This is a genomic window from Pseudomonas sp. A39 (genome assembly GCF_058145955.1).
The window spans coordinates 185,242-199,823 of record NZ_JBYVMD010000009.1; the positions used below are offsets into that span (position 1 = coordinate 185,242).

Annotated in this window: 15 protein-coding genes; 9 read left to right on the forward strand and 6 right to left on the reverse strand. The window is 59.5% G+C overall.

Annotated features, from left to right (window positions below; genetic code table 11):
- Window positions 1–89: 89 nt before the first annotated feature.
- Complete coding sequence (locus AC3ZU9_RS10020) at window positions 90–1,340, reverse strand: MFS transporter (RefSeq protein ID WP_490090656.1); 1,251 nt, start codon at window positions 1,338–1,340, stop codon at window positions 90–92.
- 316 nt (window positions 1,341–1,656) lie between these two features.
- Between AC3ZU9_RS10020 and AC3ZU9_RS10025 the strand changes: the two genes are divergently transcribed.
- Genes AC3ZU9_RS10025 through AC3ZU9_RS10035 form a run of 3 tightly spaced genes read left to right on the forward strand, consistent with a single transcriptional unit; the run spans window position 1,657 to window position 4,285 of the window.
- Window positions 1,657–3,096 (forward strand): cytochrome ubiquinol oxidase subunit I, encoded by a 1,440-nt coding sequence (locus AC3ZU9_RS10025; RefSeq protein ID WP_015885995.1) that lies wholly within the window; start codon window positions 1,657–1,659, stop codon window positions 3,094–3,096.
- A gap of 1 nt (window position 3,097) precedes the next feature.
- Window positions 3,098–4,105 carry a cytochrome d ubiquinol oxidase subunit II gene (cydB, locus tag AC3ZU9_RS10030; RefSeq protein WP_015885994.1) on the forward strand — a complete coding sequence of 336 codons (1,008 nt, stop codon included), beginning with the start codon at window positions 3,098–3,100 and terminating at the stop codon, window positions 4,103–4,105.
- 12 nt (window positions 4,106–4,117) lie between these two features.
- Window positions 4,118–4,285 carry a DUF2474 domain-containing protein gene (locus AC3ZU9_RS10035; protein WP_010206690.1) on the forward strand — a complete coding sequence of 56 codons (168 nt, stop codon included), beginning with the start codon at window positions 4,118–4,120 and terminating at the stop codon, window positions 4,283–4,285.
- A gap of 66 nt (window positions 4,286–4,351) precedes the next feature.
- Here AC3ZU9_RS10035 and AC3ZU9_RS10040 read toward each other — a convergent pair whose 3' ends face one another.
- Window positions 4,352–5,476 (reverse strand): methyltransferase, encoded by a 1,125-nt coding sequence (locus AC3ZU9_RS10040; protein ID WP_490090657.1) that lies wholly within the window; start codon window positions 5,474–5,476, stop codon window positions 4,352–4,354.
- Window positions 5,477–5,634: 158 nt separating this feature from the next.
- A complete protein-coding gene (locus AC3ZU9_RS10045) occupies window positions 5,635–6,345 on the reverse strand; it encodes a helix-turn-helix transcriptional regulator (RefSeq protein ID WP_015885992.1) in 711 nt (236 codons plus the stop codon).
- Between the two features lie 382 nt (window positions 6,346–6,727).
- Between AC3ZU9_RS10045 and AC3ZU9_RS10050 the strand changes: the two genes are divergently transcribed.
- Window positions 6,728–7,504, forward strand: a complete 777-nt coding sequence (locus AC3ZU9_RS10050) for a ferredoxin--NADP reductase (RefSeq protein ID WP_122810741.1) — start codon at window positions 6,728–6,730, stop codon at window positions 7,502–7,504.
- A 197-nt stretch (window positions 7,505–7,701) separates the two neighbouring features.
- On the opposite strand, the gene mscL is transcribed toward AC3ZU9_RS10050, so the two are convergent.
- The gene (gene mscL, locus AC3ZU9_RS10055; protein WP_015885990.1) at window positions 7,702–8,121 is read right to left on the reverse strand and encodes a large-conductance mechanosensitive channel protein MscL; all 420 of its coding nucleotides are present in this window, start codon (window positions 8,119–8,121) and stop codon (window positions 7,702–7,704) included.
- A 287-nt stretch (window positions 8,122–8,408) separates the two neighbouring features.
- On the opposite strand from mscL, the gene katB reads away from it, so the two are divergent.
- Genes katB through AC3ZU9_RS10075 form a run of 4 tightly spaced genes read left to right on the forward strand, consistent with a single transcriptional unit; the run spans window position 8,409 to window position 12,702 of the window.
- A complete protein-coding gene (gene katB / locus AC3ZU9_RS10060; protein ID WP_122810740.1) occupies window positions 8,409–9,950 on the forward strand; it encodes a catalase KatB in 1,542 nt (513 codons plus the stop codon).
- A 58-nt stretch (window positions 9,951–10,008) separates the two neighbouring features.
- Entirely contained in the window at window positions 10,009–10,548 is a 540-nt protein-coding gene (locus AC3ZU9_RS10065) for an ankyrin repeat domain-containing protein (protein ID WP_015885988.1), read from the forward strand.
- 35 nt (window positions 10,549–10,583) lie between these two features.
- Window positions 10,584–11,951: a DNA repair protein RadA gene (gene radA / locus AC3ZU9_RS10070; protein ID WP_003235145.1), complete on the forward strand. Its 1,368-nt coding sequence runs from the start codon at window positions 10,584–10,586 to the stop codon at window positions 11,949–11,951.
- 16 nt (window positions 11,952–11,967) lie between these two features.
- The gene (locus tag AC3ZU9_RS10075; RefSeq protein WP_490090658.1) at window positions 11,968–12,702 is read left to right on the forward strand and encodes a hypothetical protein; all 735 of its coding nucleotides are present in this window, start codon (window positions 11,968–11,970) and stop codon (window positions 12,700–12,702) included.
- Between the two features lie 27 nt (window positions 12,703–12,729).
- Here the strand turns inward: AC3ZU9_RS10075 and AC3ZU9_RS10080 are convergent, their stop codons facing one another.
- On the reverse strand, window positions 12,730–13,476 hold the full coding sequence (locus tag AC3ZU9_RS10080) for a sulfite exporter TauE/SafE family protein (protein ID WP_490090659.1): 747 nt from the start codon (window positions 13,474–13,476) through the stop codon (window positions 12,730–12,732).
- 9 nt (window positions 13,477–13,485) lie between these two features.
- On the reverse strand, window positions 13,486–13,854 hold the full coding sequence (locus tag AC3ZU9_RS10085) for a PilZ domain-containing protein (RefSeq protein ID WP_015885985.1): 369 nt from the start codon (window positions 13,852–13,854) through the stop codon (window positions 13,486–13,488).
- Window positions 13,855–14,028: 174 nt separating this feature from the next.
- Here AC3ZU9_RS10085 and AC3ZU9_RS10090 point away from each other — a divergent pair.
- Window positions 14,029–14,582: carbon starvation CstA family protein (locus AC3ZU9_RS10090; protein ID WP_490090660.1), on the forward strand; the 554-nt coding region annotated here is incomplete at its 3' end.

Here is a 14,582-nt window from a genome sequence, read left to right on the forward strand (position 1 = left end):
GGGAGGGGGCTTGCCCCCGATGGGGGGTGTCAGTCAACGATGCTGTGACTGACATGGCGCTATCGGGGGCAAGCCCCCTCCCACATGGGTTATGCGGTGGTTTTTTGAGCGGGCTCTTCCACCGGCACATGCATGCGATCCCGATTCGCCAGGGTCGGGAACAGCTTGATCCACACCCCAGTCACCACCAGCGTCCCGATCCCGCCCATGACCACGGCGGGCACGGTGCCGAACCAGTGGGCGGTAATCCCGGATTCGAACTCGCCCAATTGGTTGGACGCGCCGATGAACAGGCCGTTGACGGCACTGACTCGCCCGCGCATTTCATCAGGTGTTTCCAACTGCACAAACGACGCGCGGATCACCATGCTGATCATGTCCGCCGCCCCGAGCACCACCAGCACCGCCAGGGAAAACCAGAACGACGTGGAGAGGCCGAAGGCAATGGTTGCCACGCCGAACACGCCAACGGCAGTGAACATCACACGGCCTACATGGCGATCCACCGAGAACCGCGCCAACCACAGCGACATCAACAACGCTCCCACGGCCGGCGCCGACCGCAGCAGGCCCAGGCCCCAGGCACCCGTCAGCAGGATGTCCTTGGCGAACACCGGCAGCAACGCGGTGGCGCCGCCCAGCAGCACGGCGAACAGGTCGAGGGAGATGGCGCCGAGGATGTCCGGGCGACTGCGGATAAAATGGATGCCGGCCAACAGCGAATCCAGGGTGGCCTTGCCTTTGTTGAGCGGCGTCTGGCGTGCGGGCAGGTTGAGGGTCAGCACGCAGGCAATGAGGTACAGCACCACCGTGGGGCCATACACCCACACGCTGCCAAACGCGTAGAGCAAACCGCCGAGCGCCGGCGCGACGATGGTTGCCAACTGCTGGGCCGACTGCGACGACGCCACGGCCCGTGGGAACAACGCGCTGGGCACGATGCTTGGCAACATGGCCTGGGTGGTGGGCATTTCAAACGAGCGCGCGGCGCCGAGCAGAAAGGCGAGGATAAAGATCATCTCGCGGGTCACGTTGCCGGTCAGGCCGCCAATCGCCAGGCTCAGGGCTATCAGCGCCTGCACGGTCTGGCAGATGGCCGCGACCTTGCGCCGCTCATAGCGATCGGCCACGTGCCCGGTGTGCAACATGAACAGCACGCGCGGCACGAACTCCACCAGGCCAACCAACCCCAGGTCCAGCACATTGCCGGTCAGTTGGTAGAGGTTCCAGCCGATGGCCACGGTGAGCATCTGGAAGCCGCTGGCGGTAAAGATGCGCGCCAGCCAGAACGCGATGAAAGGGCGGTGATGACGCAACAGCAACGCGGGTTCACTAGGCATCGGGGCTTCAGGTCAGGGCTGGAGGAGGGCCGAGATTATCATTAAGTTGTAACAGATAGTTGCAACAACTGAGCTGAGGCAGTCTGTCACGCGGCAAAAGACCACACAGTTCATTCCTGAAAATGGGACTACTCTTTTAGCAATGCTTGATCCAGATCAATGCCCGCCCGGGCATTGACCTGGCGGCCTCAGGGCCAGATTCCCTACGCGATGGTTAAAAAAAGAAACGAATTGAAATTCGCCAGACTCCATATCCGTGGGGGCAGTGGGTGCAGGCTTCCGCCAGCAGCCGGTATTACCTGACAGAGGAAGACTTATGTTCGGTTTGGAGGCGCTAGATCTCGCCCGAATTCAATTTGCGTTCACCATCTCTTTCCACATCCTGTTCCCGGCGATCACCATCGGCCTGGCCAGTTACCTCGCGGTGCTGGAAGGCTTGTGGCTCAAGACCCGTAACGACACCTACCGTGACCTCTACCATTTCTGGTCGAAGATCTTTGCCGTCAACTTCGGCATGGGTGTGGTCTCCGGCCTGGTCATGGCTTACCAGTTCGGCACCAACTGGAGCCGCTTCTCGGACTTCGCCGGCGCCGTCACCGGGCCGCTGCTGACGTATGAAGTGCTCACGGCCTTCTTCCTTGAGGCCGGTTTCCTCGGCGTAATGCTGTTCGGCTGGAATAAGGTCGGGCGCAACCTGCACTTCTTCTCCACCGTGATGGTGGCCGTCGGGACGCTGATTTCCACGTTTTGGATCCTCTCGTCCAACAGCTGGATGCAGACGCCCCAGGGCTTTGAAATCATTGATGGCCGGGTGATTCCGACCGATTGGTTTGCCGTCGTCTTCAACCCGTCGTTCCCCTATCGCCTGGCGCACATGGCCACCGCAGCCTTTGTAGCCACCGCGTTCTTCGTCGGCTCCTCGGCGGCCTGGCACTTGTTGCGCGGCAAGGACAACCCGGCGATCCGTAAAATGCTCTCGATGGCGATGTGGATGGCCTTGATCGTCGCGCCTATCCAGGCGGTGATCGGCGACTTCCATGGCCTTAACACCTTGAAGCATCAGCCGGCGAAAATCGCTGCGATTGAAGGTCACTGGGAAAACATCGGCAACGAACCCACGCCGCTGATCCTGTTTGGCTGGCCCGACATGAAGGCCGAAAAAACCAAGTACGCGGTGGAAATCCCCTATCTGGGCAGCCTGATCCTGACCCATTCCCTGGACAAACAGGTGCCGGCGCTCAAGGAGTTCCCGCCTGAGGACCGCCCAAATTCGACCATCGTGTTCTGGTCGTTCCGGGTCATGGTCGGCCTGGGCTTCCTGATGATCTTCACCGGCCTGTTCAGCCTCTGGCTGCGCCGGGGCGACAAAATGTACACGTCCAAACCGTTCCTGTACCTGGCGTTGTGGATGGGCCCGTCCGGGCTGATCGCGATTCTCGCCGGCTGGTTCACCACCGAGATCGGCCGCCAGCCGTGGGTGGTCTACGGGCTGATGCGCACGGCGGACGCTTCTTCCGGGCATAGCCTGGCGCAGATGACGATCACCCTGGTGTTGTTCGTGGTGGTGTACTTCGCACTGTTCGGTGCGGGGCTGGGCTACATGATGCGCCTGGTGCGCAAAGGGCCCCAGACCCACGAAGGCAGCGAACCTACCCACGGTGGCCCTGGCCAGAAACGCACGCCGGCTCGTCCGTTGTCTGCAGCCGATGACGGTGCCGACGACGATCACGCGCACATCCAGCACAAGGGGAATTGAGATGGGTATTGATCTTCCGCTGATCTGGGCCGTGATCATCATCTTCGGCATCATGATGTACGTGGTCATGGACGGCTTCGACCTGGGTATCGGCATCCTCTTCCCGTTTATCCCGGGCAAGACCGACCGTGACGTGATGATGAACACCGTGGCGCCGGTCTGGGACGGTAACGAAACCTGGCTGGTACTCGGCGGCGCGGCGTTGTTCGGCGCGTTCCCGCTGGCCTATTCGGTGGTGTTGTCGGCGCTGTACCTGCCGTTGATCCTGATGCTGATCGGCTTGATCTTCCGTGGCGTAGCGTTCGAGTTCCGCTTCAAGGCCAAGGACCATAAACGTCACCTGTGGGACAAGGCGTTCATCGGCGGCTCGCTGGCCGCGACGTTCTTCCAGGGCGTGGCGTTGGGGGCGTTTATCGACGGCATCCCGGTGGTCAACCGTCAGTTCGCCGGCGGTTCGCTGGACTGGGCCACGCCGTTCACGATGTTCTGCGGCGTGGCGCTGATCGTGGCCTATGCGTTGCTCGGCTGCACCTGGCTGATCATGAAGACCGAAGGCCCGCTTCAGGAAAAGATGCACAACCTCGCGCGGCCGTTGGCCTTCGTGGTGCTGGCGGTCATCGGCATCGTGAGTATCTGGACGCCACTGACGCACCCGGAAATCGCCTCGCGCTGGTTCACGCTGCCGAACCTGTTCTGGTTCCTGCCGGTGCCGATCCTGGTGCTGGTGACCATGTACGGGCTGATCCGCGCCGTGGCGCGTAATGCGCACTACACACCGTTCCTGCTGACGCTGGTGCTGATTTTCCTGGGCTACAGCGGTTTGGGCATCAGCCTGTGGCCGAACATCATTCCGCCCTCAGTGTCGATCTGGGACGCTGCCGCGCCGCCGCAAAGCCAGGGGTTCATGCTGGTGGGCACGTTATTCATCATTCCGTTCATCCTGGGCTACACCTTCTGGAGCTACTACGTGTTCCGCGGCAAGGTCACCCACGAAGACGGTTATCACTAGGAGGGTCGTTCCATGTCCGGCAAACCTTCGTTGCACGAGATTGAACAGGCCGAGAAACAGCCGCTGTGGCGGCGCCTGGGGTGGCTGGCGATGATCTGGACCGGCAGCGTGCTGGCCCTGTTCGTCGTGGCCAGCCTGATGCGCATGTTCATGAATGCGGCCGGCCTGACGACCCACTGACATCCCGATCCGGGCCTCGCGGCCCGGCTTTTCAACCCTGCTTTTCGCAAGAGGAGCAGGGTTTTTTTATTTGCGCGCTTTGAGGATCACGAATTTCGGCGTGGTGGCGACTTGCTCGACACCCCGGAACAAGCGCGCAAGCTTGGTGTGGTAACCCAGATGACGGTTGCCGACTATATAGAGGGCGCCGCCTACCACCAGGGCGTCCCGTGCCTGTTGGAACATGCGCCAGGCAAGGAAGTCACCGACCACCTGTTGCTGATGGAAGGGCGGGTTGCACAGCACCACGTCCAGCGAGTCGGGCGCCTGCCCTGCCAGGCCATCGCCGGCGCGTATGACCGCCTCGCGCTGGCCGAGGGCGGCGTGCCAGTTTTCCTGCGCCGATTGCACGGCCATGTAGGATTCGTCCACCAAGGTGTAGTGCGCCTCGGGGTTCTGCAGCGCGCTGGCGATCGCCAGTATGCCGTTGCCGCAGCCCAGGTCTGCCACGCGGGCACTGCCCAGGTTCTTCGGCAGGTGTGGCAGGAACGCGCGGGTGCCGATGTCCAGGCTTTCGCGACAGAACACATTGGCGTGGTTCAGCAATTCAATGGCCGGTGCGTCCACGGTGTAGCGGGTGGGGTAGGGCGAGACGGCAACGGGGCGGTCTTCAACGGAGGCGATCAGCAAGCGCGCCTTTTTTACCGCAAGCGACGCTTGCATCGGCCCGATGTAACGCTCCAGCAATTCGCCCGCCGCCCGTGGCAAGTGCTTGATCATCGCCCCGGCGATGACTTCGGCACCCGGTGCCAGTTGGCCTTGCAAGCGAATCAGTTGTTCTTCCAACAAGGCCAGGGTTTTCGGAACGCGGATCAGCACGCGATCGAAAGGCCCGACCAGGGTCTGATTGGCGGGAATGAACGGCACGGCGTTAAACGTCTTGCCGTTGCGCACCAGGTTTTTCTCCAGGCCCTGGGCCGCGAGGAACGAGTCGCCGCTGGAGGTGACCTGCACCTTGCCTTCGAGACTGGCGGCCAGGGCGCCAAAGCTGTCATTGAGGACCAACACGCGGGTGCTGGCGTTCGGCGTTTGATCGGCCAAATGGCTCAGCAGGTATTCGTCGGCGGCGTCGAAGGCTTGCAGCGGATCGTTATGTTGCTCTGGCTGGCGGATCAGATCGAGCTGGGCGAAAGGGCTTTCGAGCAGGGGCATGGCGGGACAGGCTCTGGGTAAACGATGGGTGTTCGGCAGTCATGGGCCGAACCGTCTGAGCGAACGTCGAGCGGCACCTGGGGGGCTGCTCATCACTCAGAACCGGGCGTAAATGTTACGTTTTTTTCAGAGCGATTACATGCGGTGTTTCTGCACGGTTAGAACAGCCCCGCTTTGGAGGCACAGAGCACGGCGGCAATCTTGTTATTGACCCCCAGTTTCTTGAACGTACTGCTGATGTGAAACCCCACCGTACGCTCCGACAGACAAAGGATGGTAGCGATATCCGACGCTGTCTTGCCCATGGCGGACCACTTGAGAATTTCAGTTTCCCGTGGCGTCAGCTTACTCGGTGGAAGGGCGCTGGGTTTACCGGCGTATTTTTGCGCCACGACGGCATGCATGGCATGGCACAGCCACAAGACGTGGCCCGCCTTTTCATACAACTCTACCGGGCTTACATCGTCGGTGCCACGGCTCAGGGTCAGCATGCTGAACACACCCTGGAAATCATGCACGGCCTGGGTCCATGCCACGTTCACATTTAAGGTTTGGGCCAAGGACCATAGGCTGGGTGCATCTTTAAATAAGGTTCCCTCCCAGACGACGGGTAATACACATCGCTTGCAGTGTTTAACAACGGGATCTACATCGAAGTAGCGCGCTTGGTTATAGACGGTCGTCCATTCTTTCGGATAGTTGGTGAATTCAATCGGATTGGTTTGGTTTTCGGATACCTGCGAGCTCATTTTGAAGGAACAATATTGGAAGCCGAGTTCATACGTTTGGTTGATAACCATCTCAAATACACTGGTGATCTCGTTCTCGCCTTCCAGTTTGGGGAGTCTAGTGTTGCGCCAGTTAAGCATTGGTAACTCTCCATGGGTTTTCTCTGACTTGGGGTACGTCCTGGACCCCCAACGCTGTACGCCAGTGAGTGTAGGACAGGGCCTACATTGCGAAAGGAAATTTTTGTTCTTAGGCTGCAGGGTTTAAGGATTTTTCACTGGATGTTTAGTAAGCCTTAAAAAGGCGTCATTTAGTTTCTTACGGTTTTTTAGTGGGTTGGGCACGCTGTAACGCTCAACTAACAGTATGTTTGTGACGTTGTGATACACGCTAATAGCGAAATGTTTTGGGGTTGGTATTAAATTGCCACTGTTCTGTGGGTTTACGATGCCACTACCAACCATAGGTGTTTCCACAGGCGACTTTGAGGGACACTAGGGCACCTGTAGAACGGAGCCCCCCATGACGGCCAGTGCTGAGAAATTTACCCGCCAGACCTTGCTCGATGTGCAATCGCTGACCCCCAGCCTGTTTACGCTGCGCACCACCCGCGACCCAGGCTTTCGTTTTACCGCCGGCCAGTTCGTGCGCCTGGGGGTGACCAAGGCGGATGGCAGCACCGTATGGCGCGCCTATTCCTTGGTGTCTTCGCCGTTTGATGAGCACTTGGATTTCTTCTCGATCGTCGTCCCGGAGGGTGAGTTCACCAGTGAACTGAGCCGCCTGAGAGTGGGCGATACCTTGATGGTGGAGCGCCAGGCCACGGGGTTCCTGACCTTGAATCGCTTCGTCGATGGTCGCGACTTATGGCTGTTGGGCACCGGTACTGGCGTGGCGCCGTTCCTGTCGATCCTGCAGGACTTCGAAGTCTGGGAGAAATTCGAGCGCATCATCCTCGTCTACAGCGCGCGGGAAGCCAGGGAGTTGGCTTATCAGTCGCTGATCAAGGCACTGGGCGAGCGCGAGTACCTGGCTGAGTATGCGCATAAGCTCACCTACATCCCTATCGTCACCCGTGAGCAACATCCGGGCGCGCTGAATGGGCGTATTACCACGTTGATCGAAAATGGCGAGCTGGAACGCGCGGCCGGCGTCGAACTGACCCCGGAACATTCCCGCGTGCTGATTTGCGGTAACCCGCAGATGGTCGATGACACGCGCCAGTTGCTCAAACAGCGCGACATGAATCTGAGCTTGAGCCGCCGCCCTGGCCAGGTGGCCGTGGAAAACTACTGGTAATAAAAAAGGCGCCTCAAGCAGGTAATGCCAGTCAGTTAAGGGTGAGCACCGTACCTGTGGCGAGGGAGCTTGCTCCCGCTGGGTCGCGAAGCGGCCCCAGCTCTTTGTTTCAAAAGACTGGGACTTTTCGCTCTTGCTGCTTCAGATTAACTGACTGGCATTAGCCTCAAGCAGGCGCCTTTTTTCCAAGCCTGTACTTACGGAAGCGGCTTGTCATTCTGCGCCTTGAGCAGATCGCGGATCTCACCCAGCAATACTTCTTCCTTGGTCGGCGTTGGTGGCAGGCTAGGCGCTACCGCCTCTTCACGCTTCAGACGGTTGATCGCCTTGACCCCCATGAAGATCGCAAACGCGACGATCACAAAGTCGATCACGCTCTGGATGAACTTGCCGTATGCCAGCACCACCGCAGGCACATCGCCCTGCGCCGCCTTGAGCGTGATCGCCAGGTCGCCGAAGTCCACGCCACCGATCAACAGACCAATGGGCGGCATCACCACGTCGCCTACAAACGAAGAAACAATTTTGCCGAAGGCTGCGCCGATGATGATACCGACGGCCATGTCGACCACATTACCTTTGACCGCGAAGGCCTTGAACTCACTGATCACGCCCATAGGTTATTCCTTGTTACAGATGAGAAGGGTGGCACTTAGTGTAAGTCAGTCGTAGCGGGCTTGCCTGACACAACCGCTAACACTGTTAGCTTTAATCGACACATTAAATCGCAAATAGTTTGCAAAGTGCCACCAATCGCGCGCGAAATACGCGTGGCATCAGTGGGTTACCAGATTATTTTATTAATCGGGTTGGTATGGCTTTTCTATTTATCTTCTGGCGCTCGGGTCACTAGCCTCTGGCAAGCACAACTGAATGTGCACTAAAAAAACCAGAGGAAACCCTGATGAAAACCCCAATGACCCGCGGGCCTGTTGCAGCGCGAACCGCGCTGGTACTGGTGACCGCCAGCCTGCTTTCCCTCTCAGTGCAAGCCGCTAACCTGACCCGCGATAATGGTGCCGCTGTCGGCGACAACCAGAACTCGCAGACCGCCGGCGCTAATGGCCCGGTGGTGCTGCAAGACGTGCAGCTTATTCAAAAGCTGCAACGCTTTGACCGCGAGCGCATCCCCGAGCGCGTGGTACACGCCCGTGGCACCGGCGCCCACGGCACCTTCACCGTCACTGACAGCCTCAGCGACCTGACCAAGGCCAAGGTATTCGCAGCCGGCGAAGCCACCCCGGTGTTTGTGCGCTTCTCCGCTGTGGTCCACGGCAACCACTCCCCGGAAACCCTGCGTGACCCACGCGGTTTCGCCACCAAGTTCTACACCGCCGATGGCAACTGGGACCTGGTCGGCAACAACTTCCCGACGTTCTTTATCCGTGATGCCATCAAGTTCCCGGACATGGTCCACGCCTTCAAGCCGGACCCGCGCACCAACCTGGATGACGATTCCCGTCGCTTCGATTTCTTCTCCCACGTACCCGAGTCCACCCGTACGCTCACCGAGCTGTACTCCGACTCCGGCACCCCGGCCAGCTACCGGGAGATGGACGGCAACGGCGTGCACGCCTACAAGCTGATCAACGCCAAGGGCGAGGTGCACTACGTCAAGTTCCACTGGAAGAGCCTGCAAGGCATCAAGAATCTTGATCCCAAGCAAGTCACCGAAGTGCAGGGGCGTGACTACAGCCACATGACCAACGACCTGGTCACCCATATCAACAAGGGCGATTTCCCCAAGTGGGACCTGTACGTGCAGGTGCTCAAGCCTGAAGACCTGGCCAAGTTCGACTTCGACCCGCTGGACGCCACCAAGATCTGGCCGAATGTGCCCGAGCGCAAAGTTGGACAGATGGTGTTGAACCGTAACCCGGCCAACGTCTTCCAGGAAACCGAGCAGGTGGCCATGGCCCCGGCCAACCTGGTGCCGGGCATCGAGCCGTCGGAAGACCGCCTGCTGCAAGGCCGCGTGTTCTCCTACGCCGACACCCAGATGTACCGCCTGGGCGCCAACGCCCTGCAACTGCCGATCAACGCGCCACGGGTGACCGTCAACAACGGTAACCAGGACGGTGCACTCAATACTGGCAAGACCACCAGCGGCGTGAACTACCAGCCAAGCCGCCTGGAACCTCGCGAAGAGCCACAGACCGCGCGTTACAGCCAGTCGGCGCTGTCGGGCAGCACCCAGCAAGCGAAGATCCAGCGCGAGCAGAACTTCAAGCAGGCCGGTGACCTGTATCGCTCTTACAGCCCCAAAGAGCGTCAGGACCTGATCGATAACTTCGGCGGCTCCCTGGCCACCACGGATGACGAAAGCAAGCACATCATCCTGTCGTTCCTCTATAAGGCCGACCCGGAATACGGCACTGGCGTGACCAAAGTCGCCAAAGGTGACCTGGCGCGCGTGAAAGCGCTGGCTGAAAAACTGACTGACTGATCCGTTGGTTGCGGTCGACGCCCATGCCTGGGCGTCGACCCTTGCAGGAGAACACCTCATGCGTATCTCTATCGGTTTGCTGATGGCCATGCTGGCCTTTGTCGCCCAGGCCGAGTCCCCTGACCCGGTGGCGCTCAAGGCCCAGTTGCAAGACTACTATTTCGACGCTGCCCGGCGGGGCGATATCGACATGCTCAATACCTTTATCGACTCCGGCTACAGCCTCAACACTCAGGACGACAAGGGCTACACCGCGCTGATCCTCGCCGCCTACCACGGGCAGGGCCCGTTCGTGGAACGCCTGCTCAGCGCCGGCGCCGACGCCTGCGTGCAGGATAAACGTGGTAATACCGCACTGATGGGGGCGATTTTCAAAGGCGAACTGAAGATTGCCCAGCGCCTGCTCGCTACCGACTGCAACCCCGACCAGCGCAACGGCGCCGGGCAGACCGCGGCCATGTACGCCGGGCTGTTCAAGCGTGTCGAGTTGCTGGACGAACTCAAAGCCAAGGGCGCGGACCTCAATGCTGAAGACCCGATCGGCAACAGTGCTTCACGATTGGCCAGCGGTGAAATCCGGACCCCGGCGCCGCGCTGAGCTATCATCGCGGTTTTTCAGTTGGAGGTTCTCAAATGGCAAAGGCCAAGCGCATGTACGGCTGCACGGAGTGCGGCGCGACCTTTCCCAAGTGGGCCGGCCAGTGCACCGAATGCGGCGCGTGGAACACCCTGACTGAAACCATGATCGAAAGCGGCGGCGCGGCGGCTCCCACCGGCCGTGCCGGCTGGACCGGCCAGCAGGCGCAGATCAAGACCCTGGCCGAAGTCAGCGTCGAAGAAATCCCGCGCTTCTCCACAGCCTCCGGTGAGCTCGACCGCGTGTTGGGCGGCGGCCTGGTGGACGGCTCGGTGGTGCTGATCGGCGGTGACCCTGGTATCGGCAAGTCGACCATCCTGTTGCAGACGCTGTGCAGCATCGCCAGCCGCATGCCGGCGCTGTATGTCACGGGCGAAGAATCCCAGCAACAAGTCGCTATGCGCGCCCGTCGCCTGGGCTTGCCCCAGGACCAACTGCGGGTGATGACCGAAACCTGCATCGAAAGCATCATCGCCACGGCCCGGATCGAAAAACCCAAGGTCATGGTGATCGACTCGATCCAGACGATTTTCACCGAGCAACTGCAATCGGCGCCGGGCGGTGTATCCCAGGTGCGTGAGAGCGCCGCGCTGTTGGTGCGGTATGCCAAGCAGAGCGGCACGGCGATCTTCCTGGTCGGCCATGTGACCAAAGAGGGCGCATTGGCCGGGCCGCGGGTGCTGGAGCATATGGTCGACACCGTACTGTATTTCGAAGGTGAATCCGATGGCCGCCTGCGTTTGCTGCGAGCGGTAAAGAACCGGTTCGGCGCGGTGAATGAGTTGGGCGTGTTCGCCATGACTGACCGCGGATTGAAAGAAGTCTCCAACCCGTCGGCGATTTTTCTGACCCGCGCCCAGGAAGAAGTCCCAGGCAGCGTGGTGATGGCGACGTGGGAAGGCACTCGCCCGATGCTGGTGGAAGTGCAAGCATTGGTGGATGACAGCCATCTGGCCAACCCGCGCCGCGTGACGCTGGGCCTGGATCAGAACCGGTTGGCGATGCTGCTGGCGGTGCTGCACCGTCACGGTGGTATTCCGACCCACGACCAGGACGTGTTCCTTAACGTAGTGGGCGGGGTCAAGGTATTGGAAACCGCCTCCGACCTGGCGTTGATGGCGGCTGTGATGTCGAGCTTGCGCAATCGGCCGTTGCCTCATGACCTGCTGGTGTTTGGCGAAGTCGGCCTGTCGGGCGAAGTTCGCCCGGTGCCGAGCGGCCAGGAGCGTCTCAAGGAAGCTGCCAAGCACGGCTTCAAGCGCGCCATCGTGCCCAAGGGTAATGCGCCGAAGGAGTCGCCGCCGGGGATACAGATTATTGGGGTGACGCGCTTGGAGCAGGCGTTGGATGCACTTTTCGAGTAGATCAAGGATGGATGCAATGCAACGATCGAGTAGGTGGGGCGTAGTCGCCTTGTTTATCGCCTTGGCCGGGTTGCCTGCGATGGCGTGGGCCGACGGGGCCAAGCTGCCGGCCGGTTACCGCCTGGCCCAAAAACTAGTGACGCAAGACGGCAGCGTCTTGCTGGTACTTGAAGATCAACGCATCAGCGCCCAGATGCACAAGGACAGTTGGGGCAGTGGCCTGGATGAGGATTCGTTCGACGAACCCGGTGACCTGGTAGAAAACCCGCTGCTCGGAGCCCAGGTGCGATTGCTGTCGGCGTCGGGGGATTTAGTCGCGCACGACGACCTCGGTTATCCTTTGGCCGAGGTCAAGAAAGCCCCGCTCAAAGGCCTGCCGGACGCGGTGTATTTTCTGATCATTGATCAGACCGCGCCAATGGGGAGTTACAGTGGCCCGGCGACTCAACTGCTGCTGCCGGCCAAGCAAAAACTTGAGCCTATGAGTTACAAGGACGCTGACGGCAAGGTCAAAACGCTGACCTTGGCCCAGACCGGCAAGGCCGCGTGGCAGGTTGCATCGCCGGTCAAAGGTGGCGCGGATGAGCTGCTGCAAATCTCTTCATTTATGGACGGTGATGGCGAGGATGATTTTGCCACCCGCTACCAAACCTATCGTTTTGTGGATGGGCAGTGGCAGGTCGCGGTGAGGCAGAAAGCGGGCTACTGGGACACGGAAAGCGACTTCCCTACGCGTACGGCATTTCCCTGAACTGTCGTTTTTCCCGTGAGAGAACCGCTACCAGAAGAGCATTTTCAACGCCAAGGCAACGACGACGACATTGAAAGCGCTCTCCATCCACTTATCGCCTTTCTGTAGAGCAAACTTGGCGCCCGCATTGGCGCCCACCAGCGTGCCTATGATCAGGCAACATCCGTACTGCCAATTAATGATGCCGCTGATACCGAATATTATTAACGATCCCACTGAGAGGATGAGACCTCCGACTTTCCGAGTACCCATTGACTCACTGATCGTTTTTTTAAAAAAAATAATATACAAATAAGTTGATAACTTGGCTTGTCCGCCAAATAAACCGCCAATCATGCCCACGGGAACAAACAGTACATAGCCGCAAAAGCGCCTGAGCGATGAGGGGGTGGCCTTCGGCGAATGAGGCTTCCTGATGAGTGAAAGTGCCACCAAGAGTAGCGTCATGCCGCCAATGATTTTATGCAGCAGCGCGGGGTCTATTTGCACGAGCAGACTTGCACCGATCAAGGCGCCCGCCAACCCAAGTGCCGCCGCGGGGGCCGCTAGCCTGTAATCCACTTTTCCACTGTTATGAAAGTGCCTCAAGCCGGCGAACATAGTGCCTACCGAAGCCAGGCGAGCGGTCGCTATCGAAGACTGAGGGGGTATCCCAAGCCAGATCATCACTGGAACGGTTAGAAATACGCTGCCTCCCGTATTGGTTCCGATAAAACCCGTTATAACACCCAGCAGCACCAATCCAGCGCCTGTCAGCCATTCATGCTCAACCATAATGGGGGTTCATACCTCCAGCAAAGCACCCAGCTCTCGCTCCAACTCTTCCTGGTCGCCCAGATTCAACTCGATCAGCCGCCGCAAGTGGCTGATCGACTCCAGATCGATGTCTTTGCACACAAAACCCAGTTGCCCATGATCCTCATGGGTCAGTCGCACTTGCATCTTTATATGCGCCTTGGGATCCAGGCGTATGTCGACATCGAACGGCAGCGCCTTATTGCCCTTCCAGTCTTCGGGCCGTTGCACCAACAGGCCCTTCAGCGACAAATCTACTAATTGCACTGGCCATTCGTGCCCGTTTTGCCGAAGTTCGGTCTTGGCATCAAAGGCGATCCTGCGAAAACGACGGCGGTCAGACGGCTGCTCGGTCATGGTGAAACCCTCTGTGGTTAGAAGGATTGTAGCCCTGCGCCATCATCGGGCCGTTATTTCTGCTTTTTTTGCCCCTAGAAGGCTCTAGACCAACGTAGGGGGGTGGCCTTTAAGGCCAGTAGCGCTAAACTCCGGATGGCTGTCCTTTCTGTCCACCCTGGCTGGAATATAAAAATGAAAAATAATAATAGCCTGCTACGCCACCTACCCTGGCTGGTGCTGGCAATTGTAGGAGCGTGCGCCCTAGGCGTAGTGGCCTTGCGCCGCGGCGAGGCGATCAACGCCTTGTGGATTGTGGTCGCGGCTGTGGCCATCTACCTGGTTGCGTACCGTTACTACAGTCTGTTCATCGCTAACAATGTGATGCAACTCGACCCACGGCGGGCCACCCCCGCAGTGCTCAACAACGACGGTCTGGACTATGTGCCGACCAACAAACACATCCTATTCGGTCACCACTTTGCCGCGATTGCCGGTGCAGGCCCGCTGGTCGGCCCGGTGCTGGCGGCGCAAATGGGCTATCTGCCCGGCACGCTCTGGCTGATTGCCGGCGTGGTCCTGGCCGGTGCGGTGCAGGACTTCATGATCCTGTTCCTGTCCACGCGTCGTAACGGCCGTTCCCTGGGGGATATGGTTCGCGAAGAGATGGGGCGCATCCCCGGCACCATCGCGCTGTTTGGCTGCTTCCTGATCATGATCATCATCCTCGCGGTGCTGGCGCTGATCGT

Coding starts and splice junctions, on each gene's coding strand:
- radA (WP_003235145.1), top strand. CDS start 10,584: ATGGCAAAGGCCAAGCGCATGTACGGCTGCACGGAGTGCGGCGCGACC.
- AC3ZU9_RS10045 (WP_015885992.1), bottom strand. CDS start 6,345: ATGCTTAACTGGCGCAACACTAGACTCCCCAAACTGGAAGGCGAGAAC.
- AC3ZU9_RS10065 (WP_015885988.1), top strand. CDS start 10,009: ATGCGTATCTCTATCGGTTTGCTGATGGCCATGCTGGCCTTTGTCGCC.
- AC3ZU9_RS10020 (WP_490090656.1), bottom strand. CDS start 1,340: ATGCCTAGTGAACCCGCGTTGCTGTTGCGTCATCACCGCCCTTTCATC.
- AC3ZU9_RS10075 (WP_490090658.1), top strand. CDS start 11,968: ATGCAACGATCGAGTAGGTGGGGCGTAGTCGCCTTGTTTATCGCCTTG.
- AC3ZU9_RS10085 (WP_015885985.1), bottom strand. CDS start 13,854: ATGACCGAGCAGCCGTCTGACCGCCGTCGTTTTCGCAGGATCGCCTTT.
- mscL (WP_015885990.1), bottom strand. CDS start 8,121: ATGGGCGTGATCAGTGAGTTCAAGGCCTTCGCGGTCAAAGGTAATGTG.
- AC3ZU9_RS10050 (WP_122810741.1), top strand. CDS start 6,728: ATGACGGCCAGTGCTGAGAAATTTACCCGCCAGACCTTGCTCGATGTG.
- katB (WP_122810740.1), top strand. CDS start 8,409: ATGAAAACCCCAATGACCCGCGGGCCTGTTGCAGCGCGAACCGCGCTG.
- AC3ZU9_RS10025 (WP_015885995.1), top strand. CDS start 1,657: ATGTTCGGTTTGGAGGCGCTAGATCTCGCCCGAATTCAATTTGCGTTC.
- AC3ZU9_RS10080 (WP_490090659.1), bottom strand. CDS start 13,476: ATGGTTGAGCATGAATGGCTGACAGGCGCTGGATTGGTGCTGCTGGGT.
- AC3ZU9_RS10035 (WP_010206690.1), top strand. CDS start 4,118: ATGTCCGGCAAACCTTCGTTGCACGAGATTGAACAGGCCGAGAAACAG.
- cydB (WP_015885994.1), top strand. CDS start 3,098: ATGGGTATTGATCTTCCGCTGATCTGGGCCGTGATCATCATCTTCGGC.
- AC3ZU9_RS10040 (WP_490090657.1), bottom strand. CDS start 5,476: ATGCCCCTGCTCGAAAGCCCTTTCGCCCAGCTCGATCTGATCCGCCAG.